Annotated in this window: 13 protein-coding genes; 12 read left to right on the top strand and 1 reads right to left on the bottom strand. The window is 75.2% G+C overall.

The window, feature by feature from the left end; translation table 11 throughout:
• Position 1: 1 nt before the first annotated feature.
• From argS to IR158_RS13810, 7 genes are all read left to right on the top strand, one after another.
• A complete protein-coding gene (argS, locus tag IR158_RS13840) occupies positions 2 to 1,684 on the top strand; it encodes an arginine--tRNA ligase (protein ID WP_291813993.1) in 1,683 nt (560 codons plus the stop codon).
• Positions 1,681 to 3,063, top strand: a complete 1,383-nt coding sequence (gene lysA, locus IR158_RS13835) for a diaminopimelate decarboxylase (protein ID WP_291813991.1) — start codon at positions 1,681 to 1,683, stop codon at positions 3,061 to 3,063. The genes argS and lysA overlap by 4 nt, the downstream gene beginning before the upstream one ends.
• Before the next feature lie 142 nt (positions 3,064 to 3,205).
• Entirely contained in the window at positions 3,206 to 4,312 is a 1,107-nt protein-coding gene (locus IR158_RS13830) for an ABC transporter substrate-binding protein (RefSeq protein WP_291813989.1), read from the top strand.
• Positions 4,309 to 5,382: an iron ABC transporter permease gene (locus tag IR158_RS13825; protein WP_291813987.1), complete on the top strand. Its 1,074-nt coding sequence runs from the start codon at positions 4,309 to 4,311 to the stop codon at positions 5,380 to 5,382. Before IR158_RS13830 ends, IR158_RS13825 begins: the two co-directional genes overlap by 4 nt.
• Positions 5,379 to 6,206, top strand: coding sequence for a heme ABC transporter ATP-binding protein (locus IR158_RS13820; protein ID WP_291813985.1), 828 nt, complete (start codon positions 5,379 to 5,381; stop codon positions 6,204 to 6,206). The genes IR158_RS13825 and IR158_RS13820 overlap by 4 nt, the downstream gene beginning before the upstream one ends.
• Positions 6,203 to 6,994 (top strand): hypothetical protein, encoded by a 792-nt coding sequence (locus tag IR158_RS13815; RefSeq protein ID WP_291813983.1) that lies wholly within the window; start codon positions 6,203 to 6,205, stop codon positions 6,992 to 6,994. Before IR158_RS13820 ends, IR158_RS13815 begins: the two co-directional genes overlap by 4 nt.
• Before the next feature lie 80 nt (positions 6,995 to 7,074).
• A complete protein-coding gene (locus IR158_RS13810) occupies positions 7,075 to 9,609 on the top strand; it encodes an HtaA domain-containing protein (protein ID WP_291813981.1) in 2,535 nt (844 codons plus the stop codon).
• A gap of 112 nt (positions 9,610 to 9,721) precedes the next feature.
• On the opposite strand, the gene IR158_RS13805 is transcribed toward IR158_RS13810, so the two are convergent.
• Entirely contained in the window at positions 9,722 to 10,390 is a 669-nt protein-coding gene (locus IR158_RS13805; protein ID WP_291813979.1) for a heme oxygenase (biliverdin-producing), read from the bottom strand.
• 259 nt (positions 10,391 to 10,649) lie between these two features.
• Between IR158_RS13805 and IR158_RS13800 the strand changes: the two genes are divergently transcribed.
• The 5 genes from IR158_RS13800 (at position 10,650) to IR158_RS13780 (ending at position 17,760) form a co-directional block, all read left to right on the top strand.
• Positions 10,650 to 11,966: a homoserine dehydrogenase gene (locus IR158_RS13800; protein ID WP_291813977.1), complete on the top strand. Its 1,317-nt coding sequence runs from the start codon at positions 10,650 to 10,652 to the stop codon at positions 11,964 to 11,966.
• A gap of 34 nt (positions 11,967 to 12,000) precedes the next feature.
• The gene (gene thrC, locus IR158_RS13795; RefSeq protein WP_291813975.1) at positions 12,001 to 13,092 is read left to right on the top strand and encodes a threonine synthase; all 1,092 of its coding nucleotides are present in this window, start codon (positions 12,001 to 12,003) and stop codon (positions 13,090 to 13,092) included.
• 3 nt (positions 13,093 to 13,095) lie between these two features.
• Positions 13,096 to 14,064 (top strand): homoserine kinase, encoded by a 969-nt coding sequence (thrB, locus tag IR158_RS13790; RefSeq protein WP_291813973.1) that lies wholly within the window; start codon positions 13,096 to 13,098, stop codon positions 14,062 to 14,064.
• A gap of 340 nt (positions 14,065 to 14,404) precedes the next feature.
• The gene (gene rho / locus IR158_RS13785; protein WP_291813971.1) at positions 14,405 to 16,417 is read left to right on the top strand and encodes a transcription termination factor Rho; all 2,013 of its coding nucleotides are present in this window, start codon (positions 14,405 to 14,407) and stop codon (positions 16,415 to 16,417) included.
• A gap of 182 nt (positions 16,418 to 16,599) precedes the next feature.
• The gene (locus tag IR158_RS13780; protein ID WP_291813969.1) at positions 16,600 to 17,760 is read left to right on the top strand and encodes an NAD(P)-dependent alcohol dehydrogenase; all 1,161 of its coding nucleotides are present in this window, start codon (positions 16,600 to 16,602) and stop codon (positions 17,758 to 17,760) included.
• Positions 17,761 to 17,817: the final 57 nt, after the last annotated feature.

Here is a 17,817-nt window from a genome sequence, read left to right as displayed (position 1 = left end):
CGTGACTCCCGACCAGCTCGCCGACGCCCTGCGCGGCGCTCTCGTGCACGCCGTCGACGACGGCACGTTCGCCCTCGACCCGGCCGAGATCCCGGCCCGCGTGCACATCGAGCGACCCCGCCAGCGCGAGCACGGTGACTGGTCGACGAACGTCGCGCTGCAGCTCGCCAAGAAGGCGGGGATGAACCCCCGCGGGTTCGCCGAGGAGCTCGCGCGCCGCCTGCGCGACGTGCCCGGCATCGCGGCCGTCGAGATCGCCGGGCCCGGCTTCCTCAACGTCCGCCTCGACGCGGCCGCCGCCGGTGAGCTCGCGCGCGGCATCGTCGAGCAGGGCGCGGCGTACGGCAGCAACGACACGTTCGCGGGCGTGCGGGTCAACCTCGAGTTCGTGTCCGCGAACCCGACGGGCCCGATCCACATCGGCGGCGTGCGCTGGGCGGCGGTCGGTGACGCGCTCGCGCGCGTGCTGCAGGCGTCGGGCGCCGACGTGGCGCGCGAGTACTACTTCAACGACCACGGCGTGCAGATCGACAAGTTCGCGCGCTCCCTCGTGGCCCGTGCGCGGGGCCTCGAGGCGCCCGAGGACGGCTACGGCGGCCAGTACATCACCGAGATCGCCGACCAGGTCGTCGCGGACGCGCTCGCGGCCGGCGAGCCCGACCCGCGCACGCTCCCGGACGACGAGGCGCGCGAGGCGTTCCGCGCGCGCGGTGTCGACCTGATGTTCGCCGAGATCAAGCAGTCGCTGCACGAGTTCGGCGTCGACTTCGACGTGTACTTCCACGAGGACTCGCTGCACGAGTCGGGTGCGGTCGAGCGCGCGATCACGCGCCTGCGCGACGCCGGGCACGTGTTCGAGGCCGACGGTGCGACGTGGCTGCGCACGACCGACTTCGGTGACGACAAGGACCGCGTCATCATCAAGTCCGACGGCGAGGCCGCGTACATCGCGGGCGACATCGCCTACTACCTCGACAAGCGCGAGCGCGGCTTCGACCGCGTGTTCATCATGCTGGGCTCCGACCACCACGGGTACGTCGGCCGCATGATGGCCGTGTGCGCGGCGTTCGGCGACACGCCGCACGTCAACCTCGAGCTGCTGATCGGGCAGATGGTCAACCTCGTCAAGGACGGCGCCCCCGTGCGCATGTCGAAGCGTGCGGGCACGGTCCTGACGATCGACGACCTCGTCGACGCGGTCGGCGTGGACGCCGCGCGCTACGCGCTGTCGCGTTCGTCGTCGGACCAGCAGATCGACCTCGACCTCGACCTGCTGACCAAGGCCACCAACGAGAACCCCGTGTTCTACGTGCAGTACGCGCACGCCCGCACGGCGGCCGTCGCACGGAACGCCGCCGAGGCGGGCGTGCGCCGGGAGGACGGCTTCGACGCCTCCCTGCTCGACCACGAGTCCGAGGCCAAGCTCCTCGGGCTGCTGGCCGACTTCCCGCGGGTCGTGGCGCAGGCCGCGGACCTGCGCGAACCGCACCGCGTCGCGCGCTACGCCGAGGAGGTCGCCGGGGCGTACCACAAGTGGTACGACCAGAAGCGCCGCGTCGTGCCGTGGGGCGACGAGGAGATCACCGACGCGCACCGCACGCGCCTGTGGCTCAACGACGCGACCCGCCAGGTGCTCGCGAACGCGCTCGGCCTGCTCGGGGTGAGCGCGCCGGAGCGGATGTGACCGCCGGGCCCCTCGGCGTGCCGTGGTCGTCCGGCGTCGTGCGTGGCGCCGACGGTGCCGTGCGGGTCGCCGGCGTCGACGTCCGGGACCTCGCGGCCACGCACGGCACGCCCGCGTACGTGGTGGACGAGGCGGACCTGCGCGCCCGTGCGCGTGCCTACCGCACGGCGTTCGAGACCGCGTGCGCGCAGGTCGGCACGGGTGTGGACGTCTACTACGCGGGCAAGGCGCTGCTGACGCGCGCGGTCGCGCGGTGGGTGCACGACGAGGGGCTGCGGGTCGACACGGCGAGCGGCGGCGAGCTGGCCGTCGCACTGGCGGCGGGCGTCCCGGGTGCGCACCTCGGCCTGCACGGCAACAACAAGTCCGACGACGAGCTGCGTGCGGCCCTCGACGCGGGCGTGGGGCGCATCATCGTCGACTCGCTCGTCGAGGTAGACCGTCTCGCCGCGCTCGTCCGCGAGCACCGCGGGCCCGCCGGGGACCCGGCGCCGGTCATGGTGCGCGTCACGACGGGCGTGCACGCCGGCGGGCACGAGTTCATCTCCACGGCCCACGAGGACCAGAAGTTCGGCCTGTCGCTCGCCGCGGGTCCCGACGGCGGCGACAGCCCGGCGCTGACGGCGCTGCTGCGCGTCCTGGACCACCCCGAGCTGCACCTGCTGGGCATCCACTCGCACATCGGCTCGCAGATCCTCGACCCGTCGGGGTTCGCGGTCGCGGCGCACCGTGTGCTCGCGCTGCGCGCGGCGCTGCGGGACCGGACGGGCGTGCTGGTCGACGAGGTGGACCTCGGCGGCGGCTACGGCATCGCGTACCTGCCGCACGAGGTCCCGCTCGACCCCGACCGCATCGCGAAAGAGGTCGCGCAGGCCGTGGCCGACGCGGCGCGCGAGCTCGGGACGCCGCTGCCGCGGCTGTCGATCGAGCCGGGGCGCGCGATCGTGGGGCCCGCGGGCCTGACGCTGTACACGGTCGGGACGGTGAAGCCGGTGCGGCTCGACGACGGCCGCGTGCGCACCTACGTGTCGGTCGACGGCGGCATGAGCGACAACATCCGTCCCGCGCTGTACGGCGCGCAGTACCACGCCGAGATCGTGTCGCGCGTGTCGGACGTCGCGCCGGTGCTGGCCCGGGTCGTCGGCAAGCACTGCGAGAGCGGCGACATCGTGGTCCACGAGGTGCAGCTGCCGGGCGACGTGCGCGCCGGCGACCTCCTCGCGGTGGCCGCCACGGGTGCCTACGGACGCTCGATGGCGTCGAACTACAACCTCCTGACGCGTCCGCCGGTCGTGGCCGTGACGGCGGGGGAGTCGCGCGTGCTCGTGCGCCGCGAGACCGTGGAGGACCTCCTGGCGCTGGACGTCTCCGCCTCCTGAGCCGCCCGGTCTGCGGGGATTCGGCCAGGTCAGGGGCGCGAACGCAGCAGGACATGTGTCCTACTCCACTCCCTGTACGCCTTGGTAGGTGAGCCTTACCTAGGTTAGGTTCACCTGGCGGCGCGCTCGCGCCGCGTCCCCCGTGACGAAGGCGGTGAACGGCGTGCGCGCGCGTGCGACCCTGCTCGCGACGCTGGCGATGCTCGTCGCGCTGACGACGGCCTGCTCCGGCCCCGGCGACGCCGTCGCCGCCGCGGCGGACGGCGGTCGACGCCTCGCCGACGTCACGCCGGTCGACGATCCGCGGACCGCGACCGGGCCCGCCACCGCGGTCGTGGCCGACGCCTCCGTCCGGCCCGTCACCGACGACCCCGACCCGCAGCTGCCCGTGACGGTGACCGACGCGCAGGGCACCGAGGTCACCGTCGACGACGTCTCGCGCATCCTCGCGCTCGACGTCTACGGCACCCTCGCCCGCACCGTGTTCGAGCTCGGGCTCGGCGACCGGGTCGTGGGTCGCGACGTGTCGTCCGGCTTCGCGGAGGTCGCCGACCGCCCGCTCGTCACGGCGGGTGGGCACGACCTGTCGGCCGAGGCGATCCTCGACCTCGCGCCGACCGTGATCGTCACCGACACCACGCTCGGCCCGTGGGACGTCGTGCTGCAGGTGCGCGAGGCCGGGATCCCGGTGGTTGTCGTCGACTCGCACCGCGACGTGAACGGTGCGCCCGACCTCGTGCGGCAGGTCGCCGCCGGCCTCGGCGTCAGCGACGCGGGCGAGCAGCTCGCGCAGCGCACGCAGGCCGAGGTCGAGGCGAAGGTCGCGCAGATCGCGCAGGTCGCGCCCGCCGACCCGGCCGACCGGTTGCGCATCGTCTTCCTCTACGTGCGCGGTCAGGCCGGGATCTACTACATGTTCGGCGAGGGCTCGGGCTCCGGTGCGCTCATCGAGGCACTCGGTGGCGTCGACGTCGCGCACGAGATCGGCTGGCGCGGCATGCGCCCCGTCAACGACGAGGGGCTGGTCGCGGCGTCGCCCGACGTCATCCTCATGATGACGGACGGCCTGACCTCCGTCGGCGGCGTCGACGGCCTGCTCGACCGCCTGCCCGCGATCGCCAGCACGCCCGCGGGCGAGCGTCGACGGATCGTCGACATGGCGGGTTCGCAGGTCCTCAGCTTCGGTCCGACCACGGCCGACGTGCTCGACGCCCTCGCGGTCGCGCTGTACGCGCCGGGCCGGCCGTGAGTGCGCCCGCCGTCGTCGCCGCGCCGCAGCGGGGGGCGGCCTGGCGCCGCAGCGCGCTGTTCGTCGGGCTCGCGGTGGCGCTCGTGGCCCTCGCGGTCGTCGCCGCGGGGACGGGCCAGCTGCGCGTGCCGCCGGCCGAGGTGCTCGGCTCGGTGCTGCACCGCCTCGGCCTGGACGTCGGGCCCCTGCCCGCGCACCAGCACGGCGAGCAGGCGCTGTGGACGATCCGCTTCCCGCGCGTCGTCATGGCGATGCTGGTGGGCGCGGCGCTGGCCACCGGCGGTGCCGTGCTGCAGGGCGTCTTCGGCAACCCGCTCGCCGACCCGGGCATCGTCGGGGTGTCCTCCGGTGCCGCCGTCGGCGCGTGCCTCGTCATCGTCACCGGCTGGACGTTCGCCGGGCCGTGGACGATCGCGCTGCTCGCGTTCGTCGGCGGGCTGGCGGCCACGCTGCTGGTGTACCTGACCGCGCGCGGCGGAGGTCGCACCGAGGTCGTCACGCTCGTCCTCACGGGCGTCGCCGTCAATGCCGTCGGCGGTGCCGCGGTCGCGTTCCTGACCTTCCTGGGCGACACGCAGGCGCGCGAGCAGATCGTCTTCTGGCAGCTCGGGAGCCTCAACGGCACGCGCTGGGTGTACGTCGCCGTCGTCGCGCCCCTCGTGCTCGTCGGGCTGGTCGCCGCCGTCCTCATGAGCCACCGCCTCGACCTGCTCGCGCTCGGCGAGCGGCCGGCGCGGCACCTCGGCGTCGACGTCGAGCGGCTGCGCGTCGGGGCCGTGGTCGTGGTCGCGGTCCTCACGGCCGCCGCGGTGGCGTTCTGCGGCGTCATCGGGTTCGTCGGGCTCGTCGTCCCGCACCTCGTCCGCATGCTGGTGGGGCCGTCGCACGCGGTGCTCGTGCCGGCCTCGGCCCTCGGGGGAGCGGTGCTGCTCGTCGGCGCGGACCTCGTCGCGCGCACCGCCGTCCCCTACGCCGACCTGCCCATCGGGATGCTGACGGCGCTCGTCGGCGGGCCGTTCTTCTTCTGGCTGATCCGCCGGACCCGCCGCTCGGCCGGGGGGTGGGCGTGAGCGTCCTGCGCGCCGAGGGCGTCCGCGTCGCGTACGGCGCCCACACGGTGCTCGACGGCGTCGACCTCGAGGTGGCCGCCGGTGAGGTCGTCGCGCTGGTCGGGCCGAACGGGGCCGGCAAGTCGACGCTCCTGTCGGTGCTCGGCGGCGACCCGCGTCCCGACGCGGGGCGCGTCCTGCTCGACGGTGTCGAGCTGCAGGCGCAGGACCTGCGGCGGCTGGCCCGGCGGCGTGCGGTCATGCTGCAGGAGACGCGGCTGTCCTTCCCGTTCCGGGTCGAGGAGGTCGTGCACATGGGTCGGCACCCGTGGCGCGGCACGCCGCAGGAGGACGGCGACGACGCCGTGGTCGCGGCGGCCATGTCGGACGCGGACGTCGTCCACCTGGCGGCCCGCACGTTCCCCACGCTGTCCGGCGGCGAGAAGGCCCGCACGTCGTTCGCCCGCACCCTCGCCCAGCAGGCGCCCGTGCTGCTGCTCGACGAGCCCACGGCCGCGCTGGACGTCCGTCACCAGGAGGCGCTGCTCGCGCGCGTGCGGCACGCGGCGCAGGAGGGTGCCGCCGTCGTCGTCGTGCTGCACGACCTCACGCTCGCCGCGGCGTGGGCCGACCGCGTCGTCGTGCTCGCCGACGGGCGCGTCCGGGCGGACGGCGCACCGGCCGACGTCCTGACGTCGGACCTGCTCTCGGCGGTCTACCAGCACCCGGTCGACGTGTGGCACCGGACGTCGGGCGTGCCCGGCGCGCCCGCCGAGATCGTCGTCCTGCCCGTGCGCGCGCACCGCGACGCCGCGCCCCCCGCCCTCACCCAGGAGACCCCATGACCCCCGTCCTGCGTCGGCCGGCCCTGGCCGCCGCCGTCCTGGCGTCCGCCGCTCTCGTCGCGACGGTCCCTCCCGCGTCGGCCGCGTCCTCGACGGCGTCCGTGACCGTCGACCGCGTCGACGGCCTGCCTGCCGGCGAGCCGACGCCCCTGCAGGTCACGGGATCCGGCTTCCAGGTCGTGACCGGCGGCTTCGGCGGCCTGTACGTGCTGTTCGGGTGGGTCGACGACCCGGCGGGCGGCACGTGGCGGCCCAGCCAGGGCGGTGCGACGGGCACGGACCTGCGTTACGCCGTGGACGACGCGGCGCGCGACAACGCGGGTTACCAGGTCTTCGTCGCGTTCCCCGGGTCGCAGACGGCGGTCGAGGCGAACGGCGGCACCTTCGGCGAGGACGGGTCGTTCAGCGCCACCGTCACCGTGCCGGGTGCCCGGTTCGCCGCACTGGACGCCGCGGGCGGCACGACCGAGATCGACTGCCTGCAGGTCACGTGCGGCGTCCTGACGATCGGCGCGCACGGCGTCGAGAACGCCACCAACGAGACGTTCACCCCCGTGACCTTCGCGACCGACGACGCGCCCGCGACGCCGACGACGGAACCGTCCGCGACCGAGCCGGCCGAGCCCGTGGCGAGCCCGACCGCCGAACCGACGGTCGCCGCCGCGGTGGTGGACGCGGACGCCGACGGCTCCGCCCTGCCGCCGGCGCTCGCTGCCGGGGGCGCGGTGCTCGCCGCGGCCGCCGGTGCCGTGTGGTGGCGTGCGCGACGTCGCGGCTCCGCCGCGTGACCCCCGCGACCTCCCTGACGCCGGCCGGGCCTCGCGCCGCCGGCACCCGCTCGCACGTCCGTCCCCGGAAGAGGAACACGATGTACCCACGAAGGACCGTCCGCGCCGCTCGCGCGGTCACCGGAGCGCTCACCGCGCTCGTCCTGGGCGCCGGAGGCCTCGCCGCCGCCGCGCCCGCGTCGGCCGAGCCGGCGCCCGCGGCGGCGCCTGCGGTGCAGGTGTCGCGCACGGAGCTGCCGGTCGAGGGCGTGACGACGGTGACGGTCGAGGGCACGGGCTTCCTGCCGTCGCTGGCGACCGGTGCGCGTCCGCCGCTGGCGGGTCGTGCGGCCGGTGCGTACGTGGTGTTCGGTGCGTTCCCCGAGGTGTGGCAGCCGTCGGTGGGTGCGTCGTCGGGCGCGCGGAAGGCCGCGGCGACGAGCTGGGCGGTCCCGGCGGACTCGATGGCCACGATCGGTGGTCCGTCCGCGGGTGCGATCGAGCTGCGGGAGGACGGGTCGTTCACCGCGACGCTGCGGGTCGACAAGGCGGAGCTGGACGCGAAGTCGCCGGTGGCCGGTGCGCGGTACGGGATCTACACGTACGCGGGTTCGGGTGCTGCGGTGGCGGCGTACGAGACGTTCACGCCGCTGACGTTCGTCGAGCCGACCCCCGAGCCGACGCCGACCCCGTCGCCCACGGCGACGCCGACCCCCGAACCCACACCGGCCCCGGCCCCGGCGCCTGCGGTGCGGGTGTCGCGCACGGAGCTGCCGGTCGAGGGCGTGACGACGGTGACGGTCGAGGGCACGGGCTTCCTGCCGTCGCTGGCGACCGGTGCGCGTCCGCCGCTGGCGGGTCGTGCGGCCGGTGCGTACGTGGTGTTCGGTGCGTTCCCCGAGGTGTGGCAGCCGTCGGTGGGTGCGTCGTCGGGCGCGCGGAAGGCCGCGGCGACGAGCTGGGCGGTCCCGGCGGACTCGATGGCCACGATCGGTGGTCCGTCCGCGGGTGCGATCGAGCTGCGGGAGGACGGGTCGTTCACCGCGACGCTGCGGGTCGACAAGGCGGAGCTGGACGCGAAGTCGCCGGTGGCCGGTGCGCGGTACGGGATCTACACGTACGCGGGTTCGGGTGCTGCGGTGGCGGCGTACGAGACGTTCACGCCGCTGACGTTCGTCGAGCCGACCCCCGAGCCGACGCCCGAGCCGACCCCGGCGCCCACGCCGACGCCGACACCCACCCCCACCCCGACGCCCACCCCGGAGCAGCCGGTGGGCCCGGCGGTGACGGTCGACCGCGTCCTGCGGACCGACGGCTCGCTCGACCTGACGGTGCGCGGCACGGGCTTCGGCGCGGGCGTCGCGGCGAACGGCCTGTACGTCGCGGTCGGCCCCCGGCTGGGCGACGCGTGGTACCTCGACGCCTCGACGTTCCAGGCCGCGACGTGGGTGAACCCGCGCGTGACGACCGCCGTCGGCGACATGGCACCGCTCGCCGCGGACGGCACCTTCACGGTCCGGTTCACCGGCGTCCGCCCGACCTACGTCAGCGACGGCGTCACGTACGACCACGCCACCACTCCGTTCCACGTCGTCACGATGGCCGCGCACGGCTCGGGCGACCGGTCGCTGGACACGAGCACGCCGCTGTCGTTCGACGGCGTGCCGCAGCTGGCCGCCACGCCGCCGGCGCCGGCTCCGGCTCCGGCTGCGCCCGCGCCGCTGACCGTCGAGGGGCTGACGTCCGGGGCCGTCACCGCGGGCGGTCAGCTGAGCCTCACGGCCGGCGGCTTCCGCCCGGGCGAGACGGGCATCCGGCTGGAGCTGCACTCCACGCCTGTCGTGCTCGCGCGCGGCCTGACCGCCGACGCCTCCGGCGTCGTGACCGTCCAGCTCACGGTTCCTGCGTCGACCCCCGCCGGGCGTCACACGCTCGTGCTCGTCGGTGCGGACCAGACGCTGCGGCAGTCGATCACGGTCACGGCCGCGCAGCCCCGGTGCGTCGCGCGCTCGGTCAGGGGGGCCACCCTGACGTGGGGCGTGCGGGACAGCTTCCGCACGTACGTCGCCGGCCCGGTGGCGCGCGGCTCCATCACGCCCTCCGGCGTGTCCGGCAACGGGCCGTGGACGTGGTCCGGCGGCACCGGCCGCTTCAACGCCGACGGCCCGGCGGGCGCTGCCGCGTGGTCCGGACGCGTCGCGTTCTCGGGTCACGACGGCGCCCTGGCGCTGACGATCGCCGACCCGCGGGTGCAGGTCACCAGTGCCACGTCGGCCGTGCTCACCGCCACGGTCACCAACGGTGACGGCACGTCGCGCGTGACCCTCGCGACGCTCGCGCTGTCCGCGGGGCAGCGGACCGTGGGCGACGGCCGGGTGGCGTACAGCGGCGTCCCGGCGACGCTCACGGCCGCCGGCGCGACGGGCTTCGCGGGCTTCTACACGGCCGGCGAGGCGCTCGACCCGGTGTCGTTCACGTTGCCGCTCGGCGGGCAGGTGGAGTGCGACGCGAGCACGGGGCTCGCGACGACCGGATCCGACGCGCTGTCGGGCGTCGGTGCGTCGGCGGCGTTCGTGCTGCTCGGGGCTCTCATGGTCGGTGTCGCGCGACGGCGCCGGGAGACCACCACCGCCTGACGTCAGCACGACGGACGGGGGTGGCGCCGCTCGGTGCCGCCCCGTCCGTCGACCCCCGCGGACGCGAGGACCCCGGCGCACCGAGCGCGCCGGGGTCCTGCGGACGTCGGGGTCAGGCGACGTGCGCCGCGGCGAGGTCGACGAACACCGCCCGGTTGAGCCGGAACGCGACGCGCGCCTCCTCGACCACCTCGTCCCGCTGCGCCGGTGTGAGGTCGAGTGCGTCGAGGCGCTCGCGGTAGACGTCCTTGAACGGCTTGAGCTTGTGGATCTGCGGGAAGTCGTAGAACGACACGCCCGCGCCGCTCAGGCCGTGGTGGCGCTCGATCATGCGCTTGAGGATCTGCCCGCCCGACAGGTCGCCGAGGTACCGCGTGTACGCGTGGGCGGCGTAGCGGGGCAGGTCGTCGCCGACCGCCTCGAGCCGTGCGACGTACTCCGCGGTCGCGGGAAGCACCCGCACCTGCGTGCGCCAGTCGTCGCCGAGCAGGTGGGCGAGGTCCGCCTCGATCGCGGGGACGCGCACGAGCTCGGGGAACACCAGCCCGCCGTCGGCGCCTGCCGCGCCGAGGCGGTCACCGGCGGCCTCGAGGGCGGTGTACACCGCGTGCTGCTGCGCGGCGAGGTCGACGTAGCCCGCGAGCGGCAGCGTGCCGCCGACGAGGTGCTCGACGAAGTCGGAGCGCTCGGCCGCCTCGTGGTCCGCCCGCGTGCCGTCGCGCAGCGCGGCCGACAGCGGGGGAGCCGGGTCGAGGACCAGGTCGGGGGTCGGTGCGGTCATGACGTGGGGCTCCCGGGGTACTGCGCGCGACGGCGGCGAGTGTTGCTGACGATCTGTCAGGACCCCACCGTAGATCAGGTGAGCCTGTCCTAACAAGGCCGCTCGTCCAGGACGTCCGCGCCCGTAGCCCGGACGGCCGCCACGGCGCGCGGTCACCCCCTCTATCCTGGGCGGCGACCGAGGCGCGGCCCTGTGCGGCGTCCCGGACCGACGACCCACCCGGCGGCCCCGTCGACCGCCCCGCTCGGAAGGCACCTGCGTGGCCCTCACCCCCGGCACCCACCCGCCCCTGCGCGTCGCCGTCCTCGGCTGCGGCGTCGTCGGGACGGAGGTCGTGCGCCGCCTGGTGACGGAGAGCGACGAGCTCGCCGCGCGCGTCGGTGCACGGCTCGAGCTGGTCGGCGTGGCCGTCCGGTCGCTGGACGCCGAGCGTGACCCGGTCGTGGACCGCGCCCTGCTCACCACGGACGCCGAGTCGCTCGTCGCCCGCGCCGACGTGGTCGTCGAGCTCATGGGAGGCATCGAGCCCGCCCGCACGCTGGTGCTGCGGGCGATCGAGCACGGCGCGTCCGTCGTCACGGCGAACAAGGCGCTGCTGGCCCAGGACGGCCCCGCGCTGTACGACGCGGCCGACGCCGCCGGCACCGACCTCTACTTCGAGGCCGCCGTCGCCGGTGCGATCCCCATCGTGCGGCCGGTCCGCGAGTCGCTCGCGGGCGACACCGTGCAGCGCGTGCTCGGCATCGTCAACGGCACCACCAACTACGTGCTGGACTCGATGACCACCGAGGGACTCGGGCTCGACCAGGCCGTCAAGGAGGCCCAGGTCCTCGGCTACGCCGAGGCGGACCCCACGGCCGACGTCGAGGGCTACGACGCCGCGGCGAAGGCCGCGATCCTCGCGTCGCTCGCGTTCCACACGCGCGTCGCGCTGGCCGACGTCGACCGGGTCGGCATCACGGGGCTGACCGCCGCCGACGTCACGTGGGCCGAGCGCACCGGGCACGTGCTCAAGCTGCTCGCGGTCGCGGAGCGCGCTCGCGCCGCCGACGGCACCGAGGGCGTGCTCGTGCGCGTCCAGCCCACGCTCGTGCCGTCCGACCACCCGCTCGCGGGGGTGCGTGGGGCCTTCAACGCGGTGTTCGTCGAGGCGGAGGCCGCGGGCGAGCTCATGTTCTACGGGCGCGGCGCGGGCGGGGCGCCGACGGCGTCGGCCGTCCTCGGCGACCTGGTCTCGGTGGCGCGTCACCGCGTGCTGGGCGGCAAGGGTCCGGTCGAGTCGTCCCACGCGGACCTGCCCGTCCTCGACGGCGGCGAGGCGCGCTCGCGCTACCAGGTGCGCCTCGAGGTCGACGACCGTCCCGGCGTGCTCGCACGCGTGGCGGCCGAGCTCGCCGCGCAGGACGTGTCGATCGAGTCCGTGCGCCAGACGCTGCAGGGCACGGGCGACGACGTGTCGGCCACCCTCGTCATCACCACCCACACCGCTCCCGAGCGTGCCGTGCGTGCGACCGTGGACGCGGTCGCCGCGCTCGACGTCGTGCGCGGCGTCGTGTCCGTGCTGCCGGTGCTCTGAACCCCACCCCACCCACGCGAGGAACCTCACCCCCATGGCCCACCAGTGGCGCGGCGTCATCGCCGAGTACGCCGACCGTCTGCCCGCCCACGTCACCGAGCGCGTCGTCACGCTGGGGGAGGGCGGCACGCCGCTCGTGCACGCCCCCGTGCTGTCGCAGCGCACGGGCGCCGACGTGCACGTCAAGGTCGAGGGCATGAACCCGACCGGCTCCTTCAAGGACCGCGGGATGACGACGGCCATCTCCGCGGCCGCCGCGCGCGGCGCCAAGGTCGTGGTGTGCGCGTCGACGGGCAACACGTCCGCCTCGGCGGCGGCCTACGCCACCCGCGCCGGCATGGTCTGCGCGGTGCTCGTGCCGGACGGCAAGATCGCGATGGGCAAGCTCAGCCAGGCGATCGCGCACGGCGCGCGCCTGCTGCAGGTCGACGGCAACTTCGACGACTGCCTGATCGCTGCGCGCAAGCTCGCCGAGGCGTACCCCGTCGAGCTGGTGAACTCGGTCAACCCCGACCGCATCGAGGGTCAGAAGACGGCGGCGTTCGAGATCGTCGACGCGCTGGGTGACGCCCCGGACATCCACTGCCTGCCCGTCGGCAACGCGGGCAACATCACGGCGTACTGGAAGGGCTACCGCGAGTACGCGGGACTCGACGCCGGCGAGGGCATGCCTGCCCTGGCCACGCACACGCCGGTGATGTGGGGCTTCCAGGCCGCGGGTGCCGCGCCCATCGTGCTCGGCCACCCGGTGGACTCCCCGGAGACCATCGCGACCGCCATCCGCATCGGCAACCCCGCGTCCTGGCAGCAGGCGGAGGAGGCGCGGGACGTCTCCGGCGGCGTCATCGAGTCGGTGACCGACGAGCAGATCCTCGCCGCGCACCGCGTGCTGTCCGCCGAGGTCGGGGTCTTCGTCGAGCCCGCGTCGGCCGCGGGCGTCGCCGGGCTGCTGGCGCGGGCCGAGCGCGGCCTGGTCCCTGCGGGTGCACGCATCGTCGTGACGGTGACGGGCCACGGCCTCAAGGACCCGCAGTGGGCGCTGCGCACGGCGGACGGCAGCGAGGTGCAGCCGCAGCGCCTGTCGACCGACGTGGTGTCCATCGCCGACGCGCTCGGCCTGGGCTGAGACGTGCGTCTGCGCACCGCGCACGTCCGGGTCCGCGTCCCGGCGACGTCCGCCAACCTCGGCCCCGGCTTCGACGCGCTCGGCCTGGCCCTGGGCCTGCACGACGAGCTCGAGGTGCGTGCGCTCGGCACGGCCGACGTGCGCGTCGAGGTGGAGGGCGAGGGGGCCGGGACCGTCCCCGACGACGAGACGCACCTCGTCGTGCGTGCGCTGCGCGTCGCGCTCGACCACGTCGGCGCACCGCAGACCGGGCTGCACCTGGTGTGCCGCAACCGGGTGCCGCACGGACGAGGTCTGGGGTCGTCGGCCGCCGCGGTCGTCGCGGGGATCCTGGCCGCCCGTGGCCTGGTCGCCGAGCCCGAGGCGCTCGACGACGGCGTGGCGCTCGCGCTCGCGACGCAGCTCGAGGGGCACCCGGACAACGCCGCCCCGGCGCTGCTCGGCGGGCTGACCGTCGCGTGGACCGAGGACCCGAGCACCGCCCCGGGGGCAGTGTCGGACCCCGGCGCGGTGCGCGCCGCGAGGCTCGCCGTGCACGGCGACGTCCAGCCGATCGCGATCGTCCCGCCGGGTCACCTCTCGACGCGCGCAGCCCGTGGCGTGCTGCCCGAGCAGGTGCCGCACGTCGACGCGGCATGGCAGGCAGGGCGGGCCGCCCTGCTGGTCGAGGCGCTCGGCCGTCGACCCGACCTGCTCCTGGCCGCCACGGGTGACCGGCTGCACCAGGGGTACCGCCGCGAGGTCATGCCGGCCTCGCTCGCGCTCGTCGAGGCGCTGCGCGCCCGTGGCGTCGCAGCCGTCGTCTCGGGCGCCGGCCCGACCGTGCTCGTGCTGGCGCGCCGGCTTCCCGGTGGTGGCAGCGACGCGGACGAGGCGATCGCCGAGGCGTTCGGGGGCGTCATGGCCGGTTGGCGGGTGCTGCCGCTGCAGGTGGACACCGCGGGCGGGTCGGTCACCGCGATGCTCGACTGACCCTTCCTCGACGGCCGACGGGTGAACCCCCGCAGGACGCCGCGGCGCCGGATGTCGCAATGCTAGGCTGGGCCGCGTTCCCCGGACCTCGTCCTCCGGCCCCCTGCGGATCCGGCTGTTGATCCGCCGGTGGACCCCACCACGGTCCCCGGCTCCCCGACCATCTCCTGGATCCTGCCGGACGGTCAGCCGAGTCGACGACGAGGGGAACACCCCGCCAGCGCATGCAGACGTCGTCGTACGCGACGCGCGTGGCACCACTCCGCCTGGTCATGCCGAGCGGCCGCAGGCCCCCGCCCGGGTGGACCGGGTGGGCCCCGACGAGGGGGAAGGATCCTTCGTGACAGACACCATCGACGCCGCCACGGCCACCACGGGCGGCTCGGGCTCGGGCAGCATCTCCGCGATGCGGCTCCCCGAGCTGCAGGCACTCGCCTCGCAGCTCGGCGTGAAGGGCACGAGCAAGATGCGCAAGGGTGACCTGGTGCAGGCGATCTCCGCCGCGCGCTCCGGTGAGCGCCCGCAGGCCCTCGAGGCGCGCGCGACCACGCGCCGTGCGCAGGCCGTGGTGGAGGAGCACCCCGCGACGACCGCGTCGGTCGAGGACTCCCCGACGGAGCGTCCGGCGCGCAGCCGGCAGCGCTCGGGCGGCCGCGACGCGCTCGCCGGCCTCGAGGCCGCGCTGGACGCGCGCCTCGCGCCCCCCGAGCAGCGCGACGACCGCGCCGCGCGCGCCGCGGAGGCGGTCGGCACGGTCACGGGCGAGCGCCGCTCGCGCCGTGCGGGCCGTGGTGCCGGGGCGCCCGCGGCGCCCGAGGTCGCGCAGCCGGTCGACGAGCCCGGCGAGCGTCAGGACGACGACCGCCAGCAGAGCGCGCGTCAGGGTGGGCGCCAGCAGGGCGACCGGCAGCAGGGCGACCGCCAGCAGGCGGAGCGCGGCGGCGAGCGTCAGCAGGGTGAGCACCGCCCGGCAGGCCAGGCAGCAGGCGGCCCGGCGGCGCAGCCCGCGCAGGGCGCCAACGACCGGCTGGACGACGACGAGCGGGGCGGTCGTCGCCGTCGCTCGCGCGACCGCTTCCGCGACCGGGACCGGGACCGCAAGCGCGGCCGCACCCGCACCGGCCAGGGCGACCTGGCAGGCCTCGACGAGGTCGAGGTGACCGAGGACGACATCCTGCTCCCCGTCGCCGGCATCCTCGACGTGCTCGACTCGTACGCGTTCGTGCGGACCACCGGGTACCTGCCGGGGCCGAACGACGTCTACGTGTCGCTCAACCAGGTCAAGAAGAACGGCCTGCGTCGGGGCGACGCGATCACGGGCGCCGTCCGCCAGCCCCGCGAGGGCGAGCAGCCGCCCAGCGGCAACCGGCCCAACAAGTTCAACGCGCTGGTCCGGCTCGACTCGGTCAACGGTCTGCAGCCCGACGAGGCGCGCGAGCGTCCCGACTTCGCCAAGCTGACGCCGCTGTACCCGCAGGACCGGCTGCGCCTCGAGACCGAGCCCGGTCGCCTCACGCCGCGCGTGATCGACATCGTCGCGCCCATCGGCAAGGGCCAGCGCGGCCTCATCGTCGCGCCGCCCAAGGCGGGCAAGACGATCATCATGCAGCAGATCGCCAACGCGATCACGACGAACAACCCTGAGGTCCACCTCATGGTCGTGCTCGTCGACGAGCGGCCCGAAGAGGTCACCGACATGGAGCGGACCGTGAAGGGCGAGGTCATCGCCTCGACCTTCGACCGTCCCGCGTCCGACCACACGATCGTCGCGGAGCTCGCGATCGAGCGGGCCAAGCGTCTGGTCGAGCTCGGCCAGGACGTCGTCGTGCTGCTCGACTCGCTGACCCGGCTGTCGCGCGCCTACAACCTGGCGGCGCCGGCCTCGGGCCGGATCCTGTCCGGTGGTGTGGACGCCTCGGCGCTCTACCCGCCCAAGCGCTTCTTCGGCGCCGCGCGCAACATCGAGAACGGCGGCTCCCTGACGATCCTCGCCTCGGCCCTGGTCGAGACGGGCTCGAAGATGGACGAGGTCATCTTCGAGGAGTTCAAGGGCACCGGGAACATGGAGCTGCGCCTGTCGCGCTCGCTCGCGGACAAGCGCATCTTCCCGGCGGTGGACGTCAACGCGTCCGGCACCCGCCGCGAGGAGGTGCTCATGAGCAACGACGAGCTGAAGATCGTCTACAAGCTGCGGCGCGTGCTCGGCGGGCTCGACCAGCAGCAGGCCATCGAGCTGCTGCTGGGCAAGCTGCGCGAGACCAAGTCGAACGTGGAGTTCCTGCTGCAGGTGCAGAAGACCACGCCGGGCCACAACGGCCCCGCCCTCGAGGAGGGTGTCGGCAAGGTCGTCTGAGCCGACCGGACGCCTCGACGGCCCCGTACCCGCCCAGGGTGGGGGGCCGTCGGCGTCCGTGCCCTTGTCGGCCGTGCGTCGCCCTCCCTACGATCGCAGGCACCCCCACGCCCGTCCGCGGCGCGACCCCGACGTCGCCGCTCCGGCCCGCCGGCGACCGTCGGCACGGCGAGAGGACTGCCATGACGACGACGGCGACACCTGATCACGGCGCGGCGGGGGAACGTGCATCCGCTGCACCCGTCCGCACGCGCGCGGCGGTCCTGACGAGCCCTCGCGGGGCGTTCGAGGTCCGGGAGGTCGACCTCGCGGCGCCGCGCGACGACGAGATCCTCGTGCGGGTCGTCGCGACCGGTGTCTGCCACACCGACGTCGCGGTGTGGGGCGGCGGCGTCCCGTTCCCGCTCCCCGGGGTGATCGGGCACGAGGGGGCGGGCGTCGTGGAGAGCGTGGGCAGCCGCGTGACCGACGTCAGCGCAGGCGACCAGGTTCTCATCAGCTTCTCGTCGTGCGGCGACTGCGACGCGTGCCACGAGGACCACCCCGCCTACTGCGCGACGTGGCTCACACGCAACGTGCTGGGCGGCGCACGCCCCGACGGGACGAGCCCGCTGCACGCCGACGGGGTGCCGCTCGGTGCCCACTTCTTCGGGCAGTCGTCGTTCGCCGGGCACGTCGTCGTGGCGGCGCGTCATGTCGTGGTCGTCGGCCCGGGCGTGGACCTGACGCTGCTGGCACCGCTCGGCTGCGGCGTGATGACCGGCTTCGGGTCGGTGTGGAACGTGCTGGACCCGCAGCCGGGTGCGCGGCTGGCGGTCCTCGGCGCCGGTGCGGTCGGGCTGTCGGCCGTCGTCGCGGCGGCGGCGCGCGAGCCGGACGTGCTCGTCGCGGTCGACCTGGTGCCCGAGCGCCTCGACCTGGCTCTCGAGCTCGGGGCGACGCACGCGCTGCACGGCGGCGCGGACGACCTCCGTGAGCGGCTCGCCGAGATCACCGGCGGGCGCGGCCTGACCGGGGCGTTCGACACCACGGGTGACCCGAACGTCGCGCGCACGGCGCTCGACGCGCTGGCGCTGCGCGGCGAGCTGGTCGTGTGCGGCGCCCCGCCGCCCGGCACGGAGATCCCCGTCGACATCCAGCCGATGCTCGGGGGCAGGGTGCTCCGGGGGGTGACGATGGGTGACGCCGACCCCCGTCGCCTGCTGCCGCAGATCGTCGCCCTCGTCGAGGACGGCACGCTGCCCCTCGACCGGCTCGTGCGTCGCTACGCGCTGAGGGACCTCGACCGGGCGTTCGACGACATGCTCCACGGCCGCACCGTCAAGCCGGTCGTCCTGCCCTGACCGGTCGTCCTCCGCCCGCAGGAGGGGGAAGGCCCTGCCCGCCGTGGACCCGAGCCT

This window comes from Cellulomonas sp. (genome assembly GCF_015234515.1).
In the GTDB taxonomy this organism is placed as follows: Bacteria; Actinomycetota; Actinomycetes; order Actinomycetales; family Cellulomonadaceae; genus Cellulomonas.
The sequence above is the reverse complement of the archived record's forward strand: the minus strand, read 5'-3'. Positions and strand labels throughout refer to the sequence as shown.